At 62.0% G+C, this 16,314-nt stretch carries 13 protein-coding genes; 12 read left to right on the plus strand and 1 reads right to left on the minus strand.

The annotated features are described in order from the left end of the window. Window positions 1-135 precede the first annotated feature (135 nt). From NKH73_RS22530 to NKH73_RS22570, 9 genes are all read left to right on the plus strand, one after another. On the plus strand, window positions 136-1,938 hold the full coding sequence (locus NKH73_RS22530) for a thiamine pyrophosphate-binding protein (protein WP_352936371.1): 1,803 nt from the start codon (window positions 136-138) through the stop codon (window positions 1,936-1,938). A 91-nt stretch (window positions 1,939-2,029) separates the two neighbouring features. Continuing rightward, a complete protein-coding gene (gene hisD / locus NKH73_RS22535) occupies window positions 2,030-3,340 on the plus strand; it encodes a histidinol dehydrogenase (RefSeq protein ID WP_352936373.1) in 1,311 nt (436 codons plus the stop codon). Then, window positions 3,337-4,860 (plus strand): GMC oxidoreductase, encoded by a 1,524-nt coding sequence (locus NKH73_RS22540; RefSeq protein WP_352936375.1) that lies wholly within the window; start codon window positions 3,337-3,339, stop codon window positions 4,858-4,860. Before hisD ends, NKH73_RS22540 begins: the two co-directional genes overlap by 4 nt. Before the next feature lie 21 nt (window positions 4,861-4,881). Then, window positions 4,882-6,048, plus strand: a complete 1,167-nt coding sequence (locus NKH73_RS22545; RefSeq protein ID WP_352936377.1) for a Gfo/Idh/MocA family protein — start codon at window positions 4,882-4,884, stop codon at window positions 6,046-6,048. A 46-nt stretch (window positions 6,049-6,094) separates the two neighbouring features. After that, window positions 6,095-7,147, plus strand: coding sequence for a Gfo/Idh/MocA family protein (locus tag NKH73_RS22550; protein ID WP_352936379.1), 1,053 nt, complete (start codon window positions 6,095-6,097; stop codon window positions 7,145-7,147). 123 nt (window positions 7,148-7,270) lie between these two features. After that, window positions 7,271-8,452: an MFS transporter gene (locus NKH73_RS22555; RefSeq protein WP_352936381.1), complete on the plus strand. Its 1,182-nt coding sequence runs from the start codon at window positions 7,271-7,273 to the stop codon at window positions 8,450-8,452. A 102-nt stretch (window positions 8,453-8,554) separates the two neighbouring features. Then, the gene (locus tag NKH73_RS22560) at window positions 8,555-9,262 is read left to right on the plus strand and encodes a hypothetical protein (protein WP_352936383.1); all 708 of its coding nucleotides are present in this window, start codon (window positions 8,555-8,557) and stop codon (window positions 9,260-9,262) included. A gap of 490 nt (window positions 9,263-9,752) precedes the next feature. Further along, window positions 9,753-10,760 (plus strand): glycoside hydrolase family 3 N-terminal domain-containing protein, encoded by a 1,008-nt coding sequence (locus tag NKH73_RS22565; RefSeq protein WP_352936384.1) that lies wholly within the window; start codon window positions 9,753-9,755, stop codon window positions 10,758-10,760. Window positions 10,761-10,835: 75 nt separating this feature from the next. Further along, window positions 10,836-11,240 carry a VOC family protein gene (locus tag NKH73_RS22570; protein WP_352936385.1) on the plus strand — a complete coding sequence of 135 codons (405 nt, stop codon included), beginning with the start codon at window positions 10,836-10,838 and terminating at the stop codon, window positions 11,238-11,240. A 161-nt stretch (window positions 11,241-11,401) separates the two neighbouring features. On the opposite strand, the gene NKH73_RS22575 is transcribed toward NKH73_RS22570, so the two are convergent. After that, window positions 11,402-12,784, minus strand: coding sequence for an aminotransferase-like domain-containing protein (locus tag NKH73_RS22575; RefSeq protein ID WP_352936387.1), 1,383 nt, complete (start codon window positions 12,782-12,784; stop codon window positions 11,402-11,404). A gap of 143 nt (window positions 12,785-12,927) precedes the next feature. Here NKH73_RS22575 and NKH73_RS22580 point away from each other — a divergent pair, with 143 nt between their 5' ends. Genes NKH73_RS22580 through NKH73_RS22590 form a run of 3 tightly spaced genes read left to right on the plus strand, consistent with a single transcriptional unit; the run spans window position 12,928 to window position 16,311 of the window. Then, window positions 12,928-14,253: a hydroxymethylglutaryl-CoA reductase, degradative gene (locus tag NKH73_RS22580; RefSeq protein ID WP_352936457.1), complete on the plus strand. Its 1,326-nt coding sequence runs from the start codon at window positions 12,928-12,930 to the stop codon at window positions 14,251-14,253. Then, the gene (locus tag NKH73_RS22585; RefSeq protein ID WP_352936389.1) at window positions 14,250-15,257 is read left to right on the plus strand and encodes an ABC transporter permease; all 1,008 of its coding nucleotides are present in this window, start codon (window positions 14,250-14,252) and stop codon (window positions 15,255-15,257) included. Before NKH73_RS22580 ends, NKH73_RS22585 begins: the two co-directional genes overlap by 4 nt. 37 nt (window positions 15,258-15,294) lie before the next feature. Beyond that, entirely contained in the window at window positions 15,295-16,311 is a 1,017-nt protein-coding gene (locus tag NKH73_RS22590) for a sugar ABC transporter substrate-binding protein (RefSeq protein ID WP_352936391.1), read from the plus strand. Window positions 16,312-16,314 lie beyond the last annotated feature (3 nt).

Consider the following 16,314-nt stretch of genomic DNA (forward strand, 5'->3'; position numbering starts at 1 on the left):
GCGTCACGTCGCGTCAATATTCAAGTGTCTGCGAAATTGTGCGTCAAGGACAATTCCCTGAAACTCTGCCTCAATCCTGCTGCCGGGCACCGAGATCGAGCGGTTGCCGGCCACACGAAAAACGAGGTGGAATCCATGAAGTTGACGGGCGGACAGATCGTAGCACGAGCTTTGAAGGAATACGGCGTCGAATATGTCGCCGGCGTTCCCGGTCACGGCATCTGGTCGTTATTCGACGCATTCCTCGAGTCCGGCTCGCAGATCCCGTTTATCCAGGTCATGCACGAGCAGAGCGCGGTGCACATGGCTGATGGCTATTTCCGGGCATCGGGCAAGCCGATGGCGTGCTCGACCTCGATCGGCCCGGGCGCGACCAACACCATCATCGGTCTGGCGACCTGCTACACGGACTCCATTCCGGCCTTCTATGTTTCGGGCGGTCCGGCGACCCACATGAAGGGCCACGGCGTCATGCAGGAGCTAGAGCGCCAGCAGGAGAATGCGTTCCCGCGCATCACCGAGCAGGTGACGAAGCGCGTGTACAAGGTGGGCCGCGTCGACGAACTGCCGTTCATCATGCACCGCGCCTTCAACACCATGCTTTCGGGCCGGCCCGGGCCGGTGCATGTGGAAGTGCCGATGGACCTCCAGACCGAAGCGGCCGACGTCACTATCCATCCGCTCGCTTCGCGCATGGCGATTGGCGTTGCCTATCCCGATCCCGTCGCAGTCGAAAGAGCGGCGGCGTTGCTGCTGTCGGCCGAGCGGCCGGTCATCATCGCGGGCGGTGGCGCAATCAGCGCCAACGCCTCGGAGGCATTGCTTGCGCTGGCCGAGAAGGTTGGAGCCGCCGTCTCCTCGACCTGGAACGGCAAGGGTGCCTTCCCCGAGGATCATCCGCTGTCGATCGGCGCTGTCGGCCAGACCGGCACGGCTTGCGGCAATCAGATCACGGCCAGCGCCGACGTCGTCATGTCGGTCGGCTGCCGCTTCACCGACTGGTCGGCGTCCAGCTATCGCAAGGGCGCGTCCTTCTCCATCCCGCCCGGCAAGCTCATCCATATCGATCTCGACCATCATGAGATCGGGAAGAATTATCCGACCGAAGTCGGCATCGTCGCCGACGCCCGCGCCACGCTCGAGGCGATGCTGGCGCTGATCTCGGACCAGCAGGCTAGCCGCGCGCTCGCCCGGCGCGACCGCTTCCATGCCGATGTCCGCAAGGCCAAGGCGGAATGGGAAGAGATGCTGGCGCCGCGCCGCGACTCGAACGAAAGCCCCTTCACATCGCAGCGACCGCTGGGCGCACTGCGCAAGGTGATGGACCGCTCGGGCATCATCCTTGCCGGGTCGGGCAACACGCAGGGCGCAGTCAAGCAGACCTTCCCGGTTTATGAGCCGCGAACGCATCTCACCTCGGGCTCGTTCTCCCCGATGGGATGGGCGGTCCCAGCGGCCCTTGGTGCAAAACTGGCCCAGCCCGACCGCCAGGTCGTTGCAGTGGTTGGCGACGGCGATTTCATGATGTCGCTACCGGAAATGGGCACGGCTGTCATGAACGACATCCCTGCGGTGTTCCTGGTCCAGAACAACCGCGGCTACATGTCGATCCGCGGCGGCCAGCGCAAATTCATGGGCCGTCACGTCGGCAGCGAGTTCAACCACCACAAGGGCAACGGCGAGCCATACACCGCCAACATTGCCGAAGTGGCCAAGAACTTCGGCGTGGAAGCCTGGAAGGTCGAGGACTCGGCCGACCTGGAAAAGACGCTGAAGGCTGCGCTCGATTCCAACGCGCCGGCGCTGGTCGAGGTGACCACCTCACGCGATGCGGCCGGGCCGTTCGTCACTGGCTGGTGGGATTTCCCGTCGCCCGCCTACTACGAGAAGGAGCAGGCGGAATACGCCGCCGGCCGCGAACTCGAACAGCATATGTGATTTCGCAAAAGCGGTTGTCTTCCGAAAACGCGCCGCTCCGGCCTCACTCTCGAATGAGGGGCGATGAAACGCCTCGCCAAAAGGTCCAGACATGATCAGACGGCTGAAATCGTCCAAGGCTGCTACCGGGTTTGCGCAGGACGCGAAGCTGACCGCGACCGTGGAAGCGCTGCTGGCGGATGTCGCGGTTCGCGGCGATGCGGCGGTTCGGGAACTGTCGATGAAATTCGACGGACTTGACCGGCCCTCCTACCAGCTGAGCGATGCCGAAATCCGAGCCTGTGTCGACAGCCTTACGACTCGCGAGCGTGATGACATCGGCTTCGCGCAGGACCAGGTGCGCAACTTCGCACAAGCGCAACGCGATTCCCTGCTCGACATCGAGGTCGAGACGCTGCCCGGCGTGATCCTCGGCCATCGACATATCCCGATCGAAAATGTCGGCTGTTACGTGCCTGGTGGGCAATACCCGCTACTGGCCTCCGCACATATGTCGGTTTTGACGGCAAAGGTCGCCGGTTGCGACCGCGTCATCACCTGCGCGCCGCCGTTCAAGGGCCGACCGGCGCCGATGATCGTCGCCGCCCAGCATCTTGCCGGCGCCGATGAGATCTACTGCATGGGCGGGGTCCAGGCGATCGCGGCGATGGCTTATGGCACAGAGACGATAAAATCCGTCGATATGCTGGCCGGCCCGGGCAACGCTTATGTCGCGGAGGCCAAGCGATTGATGTTCGGCCAGGTCGGGATCGATCTCTTCGCCGGACCGACGGAGACGCTGGTGATCGCCGACGATACGGCCGACGGCGAGCTGTGTGCTACCGATCTGCTCGGCCAGGCCGAGCATGGCGTGAATTCGCCGGCGGTGCTTCTGACCAATTCCGAAAAACTGGCTCGTGACACGATGCGCGAGATTGAGCGGCTGCTGACGATCCTGCCGACCGCGGCCATTGCCGGCCAGGCTTGGCAAGACTGTGGCGAGGTGATCGTCTGCGACACACTGGACGAGATGGTCGCGGAAGCCGACCGCATCGCTTCCGAGCATGTCCAGGTGATGACCGCCGATCCTGACTACTTCCTCGACAACATGACCAACTACGGCGCGCTGTTCCTTGGCCATCGCACGACCGTTGCCTATGGCGACAAGGTGATCGGTACCAATCACACGCTGCCGACCAAGACGGCCGCGCGCTATACCGGCGGCCTTTGGGTCGGCAAGTTTCTGAAGACCTGTACCTATCAGAGGATCACGACTGACGAGGCTTCGGCGATGATTGGCGAGCGCTGCTCCAGGCTTTGCATCATGGAAGGTTTCGCCGGCCATGCCGAGCAGGCCAATGTCCGGGTACGCCGCTTCGCGCGCAAGAACGTCGGCTATGGGCAAGCGGTCGAGGCGGCATGACCAACATCCGGCCAGCAGAGCTTTCCGCCGACATCGTCATTATTGGATCGGGCATCGGCGGCGCAACGGCGGCTTCGGTGCTTGCCGATACGGGCGCCAAGATCCTCATCCTCGAACGCGGCGAGCAGCTTCGAGACACGCCGGAGACGCGCGACGAGCGCGCTATCTTTCAGCGCGGACATTTCCGCACGAAAGAAGTCTGGCTCGACGGCACGGGAGCGCCCTTCAGCCCCGGCAATTTCTACAATGTCGGCGGCAACTCGAAATTCTACGGCGCGATCATGTACCGCTACCGCGCGGAGGATTTCGCCCCGCAGCGGCACATGGAAGGCAGCACGCCCAGTTGGCCTTTTGATTACGACGAGATCGAACCGTGGTACGGCAAGGCAGAGCGCCTGTTCCGCGTGCGTGGTCAAATCGGCGAGGACCCGACGGAGCCGCCGCATTCAACGGCCTACGATTTTCCCGCCATACCGGACGAGCCCTCGATCGGCAGGGCCCGGCAGCGGCTGAAGAAGGTCGGCATCCACACAAGTTCACTGCCGGTGGCAATCGATCATGTCGCGTGGCTGAAGCGCGCACCGACTCCATGGGATGCCTTTCCCGACACTTTTACCGGGAAGATCGACGCGGAGACTGGCCCACTCGCGGCAGCACTCGCGCACGACAATGTCGAGCTCTTGACCGGCGCGGAGGTGCTGCGCCTCGATACGGACGCCTCGGGCAAGACGATCACGCAAGCAACGATCCGTCACAAGGGGCAGGACGTGCCGGTGCGCGCGAAACGCTTCATCCTGGCGGCAGGCGCGGTCAATTCCGCGGCGCTCCTGCTGCGCTCGGCCAACGGGCAGCATCCGAACGGTCTCGCCAACGGCTCCGACCAAGTCGGCCGCAACTTTATGAACCACAACTGCACCGCGATGATCACGCTCGATCCCCGCCTGCGCAACACAGCGGTCCATTCCAAAACCTTCGGCTTCAACGACTTCTATCTGCACGATTTCAAGACCGGCTTTCCGCTCGGCAACGTGCAACTGCTCGGCAAGATATCGGGACCGATCTTCAAGGCCAACATGCCCAGCGTGCCGGAGTTCGTAACGGGGCTGATCGCCCGCTATTCCTTCGACTGGTACGTCATGAGCGAGGACCTGCCCAATCCGGCAAGCCGGGTCATGGTTGACGGGTCGGCGATCGTGCTCGACTGGCAGCGCTCCAACATGCTCGGCCACAGGACGCTGGTGGAGCGGGTGCGTAGCGTGTTCAAGGCGGCCGGCTTTCCGGTCGTGCTTTCGCGCGCTTTCGATCGTCGTACGCCGTCGCATCAATGCGGCACGGCCAAGATGGGTACCGATGGGGCGACCTCGGTCGTCAATACCCATTGCCGATCGCACGACGTCGAAAACCTTTACATCATGGACGCGAGCGTGCTGCCAACGTCGGCTGCTGTGAATCCGGCACTGACCATCGCCGCGGTAACACTGCGCGCTGCATCAAAGCTGCGTGCCGAACTGGTCCGTTAATTCGAGTGGACAGGAGGACCAATGAGTAGATCCGTGAAAGTAGCCGTTCTGGGCGCCTGCGGCTGGATGGGCAAGGTCCACACTATGTCCTACCAGAACATCCCGTTCATCTTTGGCTCGGACAAAGGCACGGCAGAAATCGCCTGGCTCGTCGATGGAAGTGCACCGGCACTGGAAAAGGCCGGCAGGCTGGTCCCGAACGCGCAAACGTCGACCGACTGGCGCGCTGCCGTGGCCGACCCGTCCGTCGAGCTGATCGATATCTGCCTTCCCGATAGCCTGCATCACCAGGTCGCCAAAGCAGCGCTTCTCCAGGGAAAGCATGTCTATTGCGAAAAGCCGCTTGCCAACACGGCGACCCAAGCGCGCGAACTGGCCGACATCGCGGCCGAGAAGGGCGTCATCACACGCGTCGGTCACGCGTTTCCGCGCAATCCGATCCATGACGTTGCCAAGGACATCATCGATTCCGGCGAGATCGGTGACATTAAGCTGTTCAAGGCGTGCCAGCATGTCGATGTGCTGGGCGATCCGAACGCACCCTTCATGTGGCGCGCGGACGGCAAGCTCGCGCCGACGGGCATCGTCGGCGATACCGGCAGTCACGTCTTTTCGTTCATGGAGCGGCTGGTCGGGCGCGTGTCCGAACTGATCGCCGACTGCGCGATCGTCACGCACAAGCGTCCCGTCGTCGCCGGGTTCAACTACGGCAGCGCTGCCGCGCTTTCCGGTACCGAGGACATGGCCGAAGTGACCAACACCGATGCCACGAACCTGCTCTGCCGCTTTGAGAACGGTGCGATGGGCATCGTCGATTTTAGCCGTGTCGCGACCGGCCGCAAATTCATGCAGACCTATGAGATCTACGGCACGAAGGGCAGCATCGCCTACGACTATGATGAGGTAAACCGCCTGCGCTTCTACACCAACGAAGATCGCGTCGGCCGCCGGGGTTTTCGCGAGATCGACGTCGGACCGGAGAACGCCACCTATGCCGCGTTCCTCCCCATCGCGAACTTCGCGCTCGGCTACAATGAATCCAAGCAGATCGAGATCGCCGAGGTGGTGCGCTCCGTCGTCACCGGCGAGCAAATGTGGCCGACCTTCGAGAGCGGCCATCATATCACCCAGATCGTCGACGCCTGCCTCGATTCCTCGCGGCGTCGCCAATGGGTCTCGATCACCTGACTGGAAGCGTGTTCCGATGGCCCTGCGAAAAGCGAAAAATACCATAGTGTCGGGTTTGGCCGCGGCTGGGCCGCGCCCTTCGACGGTTGAGGCCCTCGACGGCTTTGGCTGGGGCCTTATCGGTGCCAGCACCATCGCGCGCGAATACATGGCCGACGCGATCCGCCGCACCGGCGGCCGGCTGCTGAGCGTGATGAGTCACGACGGCGCCCGGGCCGCCACCTTCGCGCGGGACCTCGACATTCCGGGCTCCTGCTCCGATCTTGACGTGCTGCTCACCGACCCGCAGATCGCTGCGGTCTATGTCAGCTCAACCAACACCCAGCACCGGCATCAGGTGCTGGCCGCAGCGGCGGCCGGCAAACACGTGCTGTGCGACAAACCGCTGGCCACCCGGTTCGCAGACGCGCTGAGGATGGTGCGTGCCTGCGACAAGGCCGGCGTGGTGCTTGCCGTGAATCACCATCTGCGGTCGTCACCGGTGCACCAGACGATGCAGCGGATGATCGCGGCCGGGGAGATAGGCGTCGTCCGCTCACTGATGATCGTCCATGCCGGTTATCTCCGGCCCGTTCTGCAATCTTGGCGCATCAAGGACGCGGCCGAGGGCGGCATCTATCTCGATCTCAGCGTCCACGACGTAGACCTGGCCTCGTTCCTGCTGGAGCAGACACCGGTGACGGCGGTCGCGTTGGGCGCGGGCGTGGCGCTTGGCTCCAACACCGTCCACGATCATGCGATGTATGCGCTGAAGATGAGTGGCGGGGCTTTCGTTCAGGTGCACGAGAGCTTCGTCACGCCCGACGTGGAAAGCCAGGTCGTAGCGCTCGGCTCGGAAGGAGCGCTGATCGCCGCCGGCACGCTGGCGCAGCGTTCCACGGGAACGCTGACGCGGCGCGTGAATGGGCACAACGAGTCGATTCCGCTGCGCGCCAACGATCTCTATGCGGATACGATCAATCAATTCCTGGGCGCCATCGCCGGAACCGGCAGCCCCCGCGCCACGGGACGCGACGGGCTAGCGGCGCTCGCCGGCGCCGAAGCAGTGGCAAAGGCCGCCACGACCGGCAAGGCAGTGGCGGTCCGGCATTACGAATAGAGGAGCTGCGGTTAGACGGGCCCGGCTTGAGACACCTCGGTCTTCGCGTCCCGGCCATGAATAGCGGCCACGGCGCGATCAGCCATGCCGTCTTCCAGACGCGGCGCAGCTAAAGGGATTTAGATGACCTTCGCCGAAATCCGAGCACCGTCCCGCACGGCATCCTTCTTGATCTTTCTTGCCGGCGGCGTTGGCATCGGTGCGTGGGCTGCCAGCCTGCCGTCGATCAGTGCGGGACTTCAGATCGACACGGGGACACTCGGCCTCGTGCTGCTCTGCTTCGCAGCAGGCGCCATCCTGACCATGACCAATGTCGGCCGGCTGGTGCCGCGGTTCGGCACGCGCACCCTATGCTCGGTAGCCTGTACCGGCTTCGGGCTGGCGTTGATCGTCGCACCGCATGCGCCGAGCGTGATGTCGATGGCTCTCGTCATCGTCTTCGCGGGCGCCTCGTTCGGAACGCTAGATGTGGCGATGAACACCGAAGCGGCCTTTTTGGAGCGACGTGTCGGGCGCCATATCATGTCGTCCTTCCACGCATCGTTCAGTGTCGGCAACCTGGCGGGCGCCGGCGTCTGTGGGCTGATCCTACATTCTGGCGGCAATGTGCAGGCGTGTCTCGGCGTCACGGGAATGAGCGTGATCCTGTTCGGTGCGGCCGGTTGTTGGCTGAGCGAACCGCACATGTCAGCTCACAAAAATGCGAACCAAGGCTCCGCGCGGCTTGACCCGACCCAGCGGAGACGGCTGTTGCTCGTCGGCGCGATCGCGTTCCTTGCGCTGTTCGCGGAAGGGGCGCTGATGGACTGGACAGCCGTCTATCTGGTTGGCAATGCTGGTGCATCGGAGAGCATCGGCGCTTTTGGTTTTGCGGTCTTCGCCGGTATGATGGCGATCGGTCGCATGGTCGGCGATGCCATGGCCAATGCGTTCGGGCCGGTACGGCTGTTGCGGCTCGGCAGTGCAGCAAGCGCTGTCGCGCTGGCCGCGATTCTTGGCATCCCGACGGTGCCGATTATCTTCCTGGCGCTCATCTTGTGCGGCTTCGGCATCGCCAATGTTGTGCCTGCGCTGTTTGCCGCAGCCGGCCGGATCGGCGGCCATTCGGCGGGTTCGGCGATGTCGCTCGTCGCCACGCTCGGCTATGCCGGCCTGCTCGTAGGCCCCGCTTTCATCGGCATGCTGGCCCAGGCCACCTCGTTGAGCGCCAGTCTGTGGGTCGTGTTCATTGCCCTTCTTGTTGTCGCGCTCGGCGCCCACGCAACCCGCCCGCAACAACCCCGCCGGACGCAAACTGACGCATGATGCGCTTACTTCCACGCCAGGAATGCGTTCGCCGCGAAATTGAACGGCGATGTGGAGCGTGGTTCTATTCACCAGCATTGAATTTGTGAAATTAGGATACCAATGGCTGATCAAGAGAACGCACGTCGCAATCTGGCTTTTGCCGACGATTTCATCTCTGCGACACTGATCGACAACGTGCGCAACTTCGCCGTGGAGGATGGCGTCGTCGTCAACCTTTCGCCGGAGCCGATGGTGACGTTGGGCTCGGCCGTGCCTGGCATCGTGCCAGCCTGGAAGTCGACCACGCTGAAAGGTGCGAAGATCGTCAGCGCAGAGCGCGTGGCGGTGCTGAAGATGAACAAGATCACCAACCTCGGCGGCGTTGGCCTGCGTGGCTGGGACTGGCTCGGCAACCGGATCAAGAGTTTTCCGCGCGACACCCCCCTCTACATTTCGGCACAGGACACGGTCGGCACAGTGATGACCGACCCTCTCGCCTTCACCAACGAAAACCCGGCCGTCGCGGCAAATCAGGAATTCACGCTGAAGCTGAACCTCTGGTGGTCGCCGGGACAAACTGACTGCTTCATCCACAACGAGCACCCCTTCCTCGAAGTGCACACCCAGATCCACGGCCTCGGACGCATGCAGAAATTCCATGAGCGGGAACAGTCCACGCTCTACGAGGATGTCATGATGCCGGTCGGCTATACGCATGACCCGTTCTGCCGCGTCGCCGGCAAGAACCGGTGGGAGTATCCGTGGCATCGCTATTATGCGGACACGGACTCGATCTGGTTGGCTATCGAACTGCACCCGATTTCCTAGACGGCCGCCGCGGCGCCGAAAGGCGTGATGGGTCCGTGTTTGCCTTCGCATGGAAAAGCCAATGGTGAATCGAGCCCGAAAAAAGCGTTCAATTCCAATCGCAGCTCTGGCGAGCCTGATGCTATTTTCGTTGGTGGGGTACTATTTTTTCGGAGGAAAAATCGTGGCTTTCATAAACCGCACAAATCAGGAGAACGTCGAGTTATCCAGAATTAAGTGCTTGGCGTATTCCGAAGTATCCCATGCGTATAGCGCGCAACTTTGCGAAGCGGCCGACGACGCAGAATAAGCGCGAGAAGAAGTCTGCGGTCGACGCAAGGCCAGCGACTCGGGTCGGGATGGGTTGATATCGCTCAGACCTGCGGCTGCCACAACGCCGGGCGGAACGTCAGAAAACCCGTGACTGTATCCAAGCTTCAGGCCGAAGCATTCTTCTGTGCATCGGCCGCGGCAAATTTTCTGGTTCGAACACATTTGCAAGGGAAAAGACGTGGACATTATCGAACGCAACGCCCGCGCGGTTCTCCTTCCCGCTATCGACGGCCTGGAATTGACCGATGATTTGAAGCGCTATTTCGACGAAGGTGGTCGATCTCTGCTGCTCGGCGAGACGCGGGCCGAATATGTTTCGCGCCGAATGAGCGATGCCAGACGTGCCTGTGAAAGAGCGGAGGACTTCCAGCGTCTTGCTGGCGACGTGGCCAGCCGCGCCGACGGGGTGATGATCGCGCTCGATCAGGAGCCGGCCGGGATCGAACGTCTCCATGGTCTGGCGCCGAGCTTTGGCGATCGGGCGGAACTGCTCTCGATGCCGGATGAGACAATTCGCCAACGAGCGCACGACATTGGTCGGAAGGCGAGGGAGTTCGGGGTCGGAATGTTCCTCGGTCCGGTGGTCGATGTCCTCACGGGTCACAATCCTTGGCTGCGCGGACGCACCCTTCATGCGGATGCGGTTCAGGTCGCTCGCCTCACGAGGGCGATCATCAGCGGTGTCCAGAGTGCTGGCGTCGTGGCGGTGGCCAAACACTTTCCCGGCCACCATGATATTACGGGCGACCCGGCAATCGAACTCGCGGACGTTCGAGGGACGGCGCAAGACCTCCTCCCCGGATTTGAGGTTTTCCGCTCGGCGATCCAAGCAGGCGTCCGCGCGATCATGACCGGCCCGGCGCTGGTACCCGCCATTGATTCGGAATTTCCATCCTCTCGCTCGAAGAAAACCATCGACATGCTGCGCCACGATTTTGGCTTTACCGGCATCATCGTCAGCGACGATATAGATGCTGTTGCAATGCTGCGAGGCCTCTCTGATGGCGAAACCGCGGTCGCCGCGGTGAAAGCGGGGGCCGATCTCATCCTGCTTCCGGCAAGCAGGATAGACGACGTCGCCAAGCACATCGTTGAGGCAGTCCGGTCGGGCGATTTGCCTGACCACCGGTTGGCAGACGCAATACGCAATGTGGAGATCAACGCCGATGCCCTCGTCGCTCAATAGACCGCGTTCGACCGTGGTGGTGAACGGACGTGACGTTTCAAATGCGTTTGAGGCGTTCCGGTCCGGATCGTCGGCATGGCTGTCAATCCAATGAAGGTAACGCATGTGGCACTTTGGACAGCTGACCTGGAAACATCCGCAGCTTTCTGGTCAAAATATTTCAACGCCAGGATCGGCGAGCGCTATGAAAGTCGGCGACGCCGAGGCTTTGCATCTCGGTTCGTGGAATTGAACGCAGGACCATCCATCGAATTGATGACCGGCCCGTGGGTTCCCGACGACGTCGGGCGGGGCGCCCCAGAAATCCCAGGCTGGGCGCATGTCGCGGTTTCCGTCGGCTCACGTGAAGCCGTGGACACCCTTGCCAGGCGATTTGACGAAGACGGTTTATTGGTCTCGCAGCCGCGCATGACCGGAGATGGTTACTATGAAGCGGTGACGCGAACACCTGATGGCTCGCTGGTGGAGATCACATCCTGACGGCTGGGAACCGTGTACAAATCGCGGGCAGCGAACATGGTGCCAGCAGTTACGTCGCTGTCGCGCGTGAAGAGCCCGCGGGATCCTATTCATGTGCATACCGCGAACGGGGGCCCAAAGCGACAATTGGAGAAGGCCTGTTTTTTACGGGCGCTGTATCGTCACGGCTGGATTGAACCCGCGGTTGTTGCTCGAAGCAAAAAATCAAAAAACTGAGGATCTGAGGCCCAAGCGACGTTGACGCGGATACCTGCCTTGGCCGGTTGACGTTCCGGTGAAAACACCGTGCCCGGCGCGATGAAAATCCCCTCGCGAGCTCCTTCCCGAGCAAGTGCGATGTCGCTGATTTGATCCGGCAGTTCCAGGTAAACGTAATATCCGCCGGTCGGCTCGGCAAAGAGCTTCAGGCCTGTCTTCTGGAGACGAGGCACGACCATCTCGGTTGCCTGGCGCACCCGCTGTCCAAGGCGCTTCAGGTGTCTGCGATAATGGCCCTCGTTGATCAGCTCATGGATTAGCCGCTCGACGTGTCCTGAGCTGTTGACGGTCGTCAGCATCTTCAACTCGGCCAGTGAAGCAATAATGTCGGGACGCGCCGCGATATAGCCACAGCGCAGGCTGGCAGAGAGCGTCTTGGCGAAGGTGCGCACGCAGATGACGTTCTGCAACTGATCGAGCGGTGCTAGGCCGACGCCCCGCACCGTTGGAAGATCGATGAACGGGTCATCCTCGACCACCAGCATGTCGTATCGCGAAGCGATGGTCAGGATCGAATGGGCCGTCGGAAGGTTGGTCGAACTGCCGGTTGGATTATGCGCAAGCGATTGCGTAAAAAAAATCTTCGGGCGCTCACGCTCGGCCTTGCCGGCGAGATCCTCGGGGTCTGGACCGGTCGGGGTTCTCGCCACGCCCACCATGCCGACCTGCGCCAGCTTCAGTTTGGCGAACAGCGGATAATAGCCGGGATCGTCGACCAGCACCGTATCGCCGGCAACCAGGAAGCGGCGGATGATCAGATCCAAGGCATGGTTGGCGCCGAACGTCAGCAAGATCTGCTCAGGCGTCGCCTGTACCTCGCGTTCAATGAGGTCGAAGGCTAGCCGCTCGCGCAACGCCGGCAGCCCCATCGCCGAACCATATCCGTCGCTGCTGGACCGATGATTTCTGCCCAGCAGCCCGAGATGACGCCGCACCTCCGATTCCTCCATCCACGACGCCGGGGGGCGCCCGTCGCCAACGCGAATGGAAAAGCTCTCCTCCAATTGTGCGTTGAGCAGCGAAGCGATGTCTACTGCCTCTGCAACATGGCGTGGACGCTCGCCCGGCTTCTGCCGGCCGCGTTCCACTACCGTGAAGCCTGCGCCTGGCCGAGACAACGCGATTCCAGCGAATACCAGGCGGTCGTAAGCGTCGACAATCGTGTTTTTCGAAACGTCGAACTGCTCGGCCGCCTTGCGTATCGATGGAAGTTTGGCGCCGGTGGTGAGAGAACCCGTCTCAATGCGCCTTCTGATCTCGTTGGCTACGGCTTCGGCGCGCGTCATCTTCGATCCCTTTTTTGACAGTGTGCCCGAAAATGCACTGGTACAGTGCGCGACTGTTTCTTAAAACTGTACCTTGCCTGATGGTATCAGTTGGACGATAGCTGGCTCAACAAGAAAATAGCATTCCTAGGGAGGCGTTGGTGATGGGGACTGTCCAGGAAGGCGTTGAGCCGCGGCTGAATTCCCGCATCGAAAAGTTCCGTGATCTGTCGCCGGCCGATCGCCTGGGGACGGTCGGCGACCTTGCCGGGCTCTCTCAGATGGAGCGCGATGCCTTGCGTGGGGGAGGCGCGCTGCCGCTTAACATTGCCGACGGCATGATCGAGAATGTGATCGGCACGTTTGAGATTCCGCTCGGCGTCGCCACCAACTTCACCATCAATGGACGCGATTGTCTCGTCCCGATGGCAGTGGAAGAGCCCTCCGTGGTCGCCGCTGCATCGTTCATGGCGCGCATCGCCCGCGGCTGTGGCGGTTTCGAGACGTCCAGCACCGCGCCGATCATGCGAGCGCAAATACAGATACTTGGGCTGTCCGATCCTCATGGAGCACGTGCCCGGCTTTTGTCGGGCCGCGACGAGATCGTAGCTGCGGCCAACGAAAACGACCTGGTCTTGATCAGGCTCGGTGGTGGTTGCCGTGACATCGAAGTGCAGGTGTTTGAAGACACAACCGTCGGGCCGATGGTGGTGCTGCATCTTCTCGTCGACGTACGCGATGCAATGGGCGCCAACACAGTCAACACCATGGCCGAAGCCGTTGCGCCGATGATCGAGAGGATATCCGGCGGTGTCGTGCGGCTGCGCATACTTTCCAATTTGGCCGATCTGCGACTGGCGCGAGCGCGGGTGCGCCTGACGCAGGATGCGCTGGCGACGAAGGAGTTCACCGGCGAGCGGATGGCCGCCGGCATTGTCGAGGCCTGCGCGCTCGCAATCGCCGATCCGTACAGGGCGGCCACGCACAACAAGGGCATCATGAACGGCATCGACCCCGTCGTGGTCGCGACTGGCAACGATTGGCGCGCGATCGAAGCTGGCGCGCATGCCTGGGCTGCGCGTAGCGGGCGATACACATCGTTGAGCCGCTGGGAAATCGACGCCTCCGGCGCATTGGTCGGCACGCTGGAGATGCCCATGGCGCTAGGCCTGGTCGGCGGTGCCACCAAGACGCATCCGGCCGCGCGCGCCGCACTGAAATTGCTCGGCGTGAAGACAGCGCAAGAGCTTGCCGAGGTTACGGTCGCCGTTGGCCTTGCGCAGAACATGGCAGCGCTCAGGGCGCTGGCAACCGAAGGCATCCAGCGCGGGCACATGGCGCTGCATGCCCGCAATATCGCGATCGTGGCCGGCGCAACCGGCGCGGACATCGATACGGTTGCGAAGGAACTTGCTGCCAACCATGACGTCCGTGTCGATCGCGCGAAGGAAATTCTCCTGCGACTTGGCAAAGGGAAGGCTGAGCGGTGAGCGAAGCAACCGCAAACCATGGTCCTGCAGGGCTAAAAAACCTGCTGAAAAGCCAGGAAGGCATCGTCCTTCTGCTGGCCGTCCTGGCTTTCGTGCTGTTCTCGCTCCTGCTGCCGTCCTTTTTCAGCGCCGGCAACATTCTCACTCTGGTCAGGAGCGTCTCTATCCTCGGAATCTTGGCGCTAGGTATGGCGCTGGTCGTTGTTGCGAGAGGCATCGACGTCTCGATGATCGCGACGATGGTCGTGTCGGTGTCTTGGGCGTTTGTGATCGCACGCTCGGGATATTCGCTGGAGTTCGCATTACTGATCGGCGCCCTGTTTGCGGTCGGTGCCGGAGTGCTGATCGGGACGTTGATCGCCTTCGGCGAAGTCGCCCCCATTTTCGCGACACTTGCTGCCGGCTCCGTCATCTACGGCCTCGGCAGGACCTTTTTCTTCACGCTGGAGATGCAGAACGTACCGCCGGGTGCCGCATGGTTTTCGCTGATCGGCCAAGGCCGCATCCTCGGCGTTCCGGTGACGGTGGTGATCTTCGCCATGCTTTGCCTGGCGCTGCACCTTGTGCTCAGCCGCACGCGGTTCGGCTGGCAGACCTATGCCATTGGCAACAATCCGGGCGCGGCCAGGATCACCGGCATCTCCACCCGGCCGATAATCGTTGCGCAATACGCGATCAGCGCGCTGATCGCCTACGGCGCCGGACTGGTGCTCGCCTCGTCGGCGTCGGCGATCAATGCCCGGCTTTTCAATTCGACGATGATCTACGACATCCTTTTGGTCGTCGTTTTGGGCGGGATCGGCCTGAATGGCGGCCATGGCAAGGTCCGCAACGTCATTCTGGGTACGATCTTCGTCGGCATCCTGCTCAACGGCATGACGATCATGAACATCGCCTACACGATCCAGAACCTCGTCAAGGGCGTGGTCCTGCTCCTGGCCATCGTCATCGATTCGCTCGTCAATCCGCGCGACGAGCAGACATCCCAACAAGGGGATCTCTGACAGCAATTTCAACGCCAAAATGCAATGGGAGGAAACCATGCGACTTCTGAAAACGACAAAATGGCTCGCCGCGGCCTGTATCGCGCTTGCAGGTATCGCCGCTGCCAGCGCCCAGGACAAAGGCCTGGAAAATCCGCGCTCTACGACGTTCCGCAAGACGCTGGAAGGCAAGAAGGTCGTCTTCCTGCCGCTGTCGATGGGCTTCGATCTGACCGAAGGCTGGGCCGCGGTGATGCGACAGCAGGCCAAACGCCTGAAATACAGTTTCGAAATCCGCGACCCAGCCTGGAGCACCGATGCGGGAACCCGCGCGCTGCAATCGCTGATCAGCGAGAAACCGGACCTGATCGTCGCGCATAATCCCGACATCCAGTCCTATGCCCGCCTGCTCGCGCAGGCGCAGGCCGCCGGCATCAAGGTGGTGCAGATCAATCTGGAATCGAACACCCAGACCGATTCCTATGTCGGCGCCGACTGGACCGAGATCGGCGAGCAGGCGGCGCAGGCCGTGGTCGACAAATGCAGCCCCGGCAAGGGCGCTTCGACCAAGGTCGCGATCGACACCGGGGTGCCGACGGCGGCGTCCGACGTGTTCCAGCTCGACGGCATCTATCGCGTGCTGAACCAGCATCCCGACATCCAGGTGGTTTCGCAGCAGGCCACCGAATACAATCCGGAAAAGGCGCGCTCGATCATGGACACGGTGCTGCAGCAGCATCCGGATCTGTGCGGCGCCATCGGCATCTGGGACAATCAGGATACCGGCACGGCGTCGGCCATCCAGCAGGCCGGCAAGGGCGCCCAGGTCTTCCTCGTCACCAGCGGCGGCGGCAACAAGGTCGGCTGCGAGAATGTCGAGAAGGGCCTGTTCAATCTCTACATCAGCTACAATGTGCCACAACAGGGCGAGATCCTGAATGCCGAGATCGCACGGCTGCTGCTTTCCGACAGCGCCGCGGGCGAGACCAAGACGCTCTACTTCAATCCGCTGACCCAGATCACCAAGGCCAACGTCAACCAGCGCAATTGCTGGACGCTGGACGACCTGAAGTAGGGA

Source organism: Mesorhizobium sp. M0938 (assembly GCF_040319125.1).
GTDB lineage: Bacteria > Pseudomonadota > Alphaproteobacteria > Rhizobiales > Rhizobiaceae > Mesorhizobium > Mesorhizobium robiniae.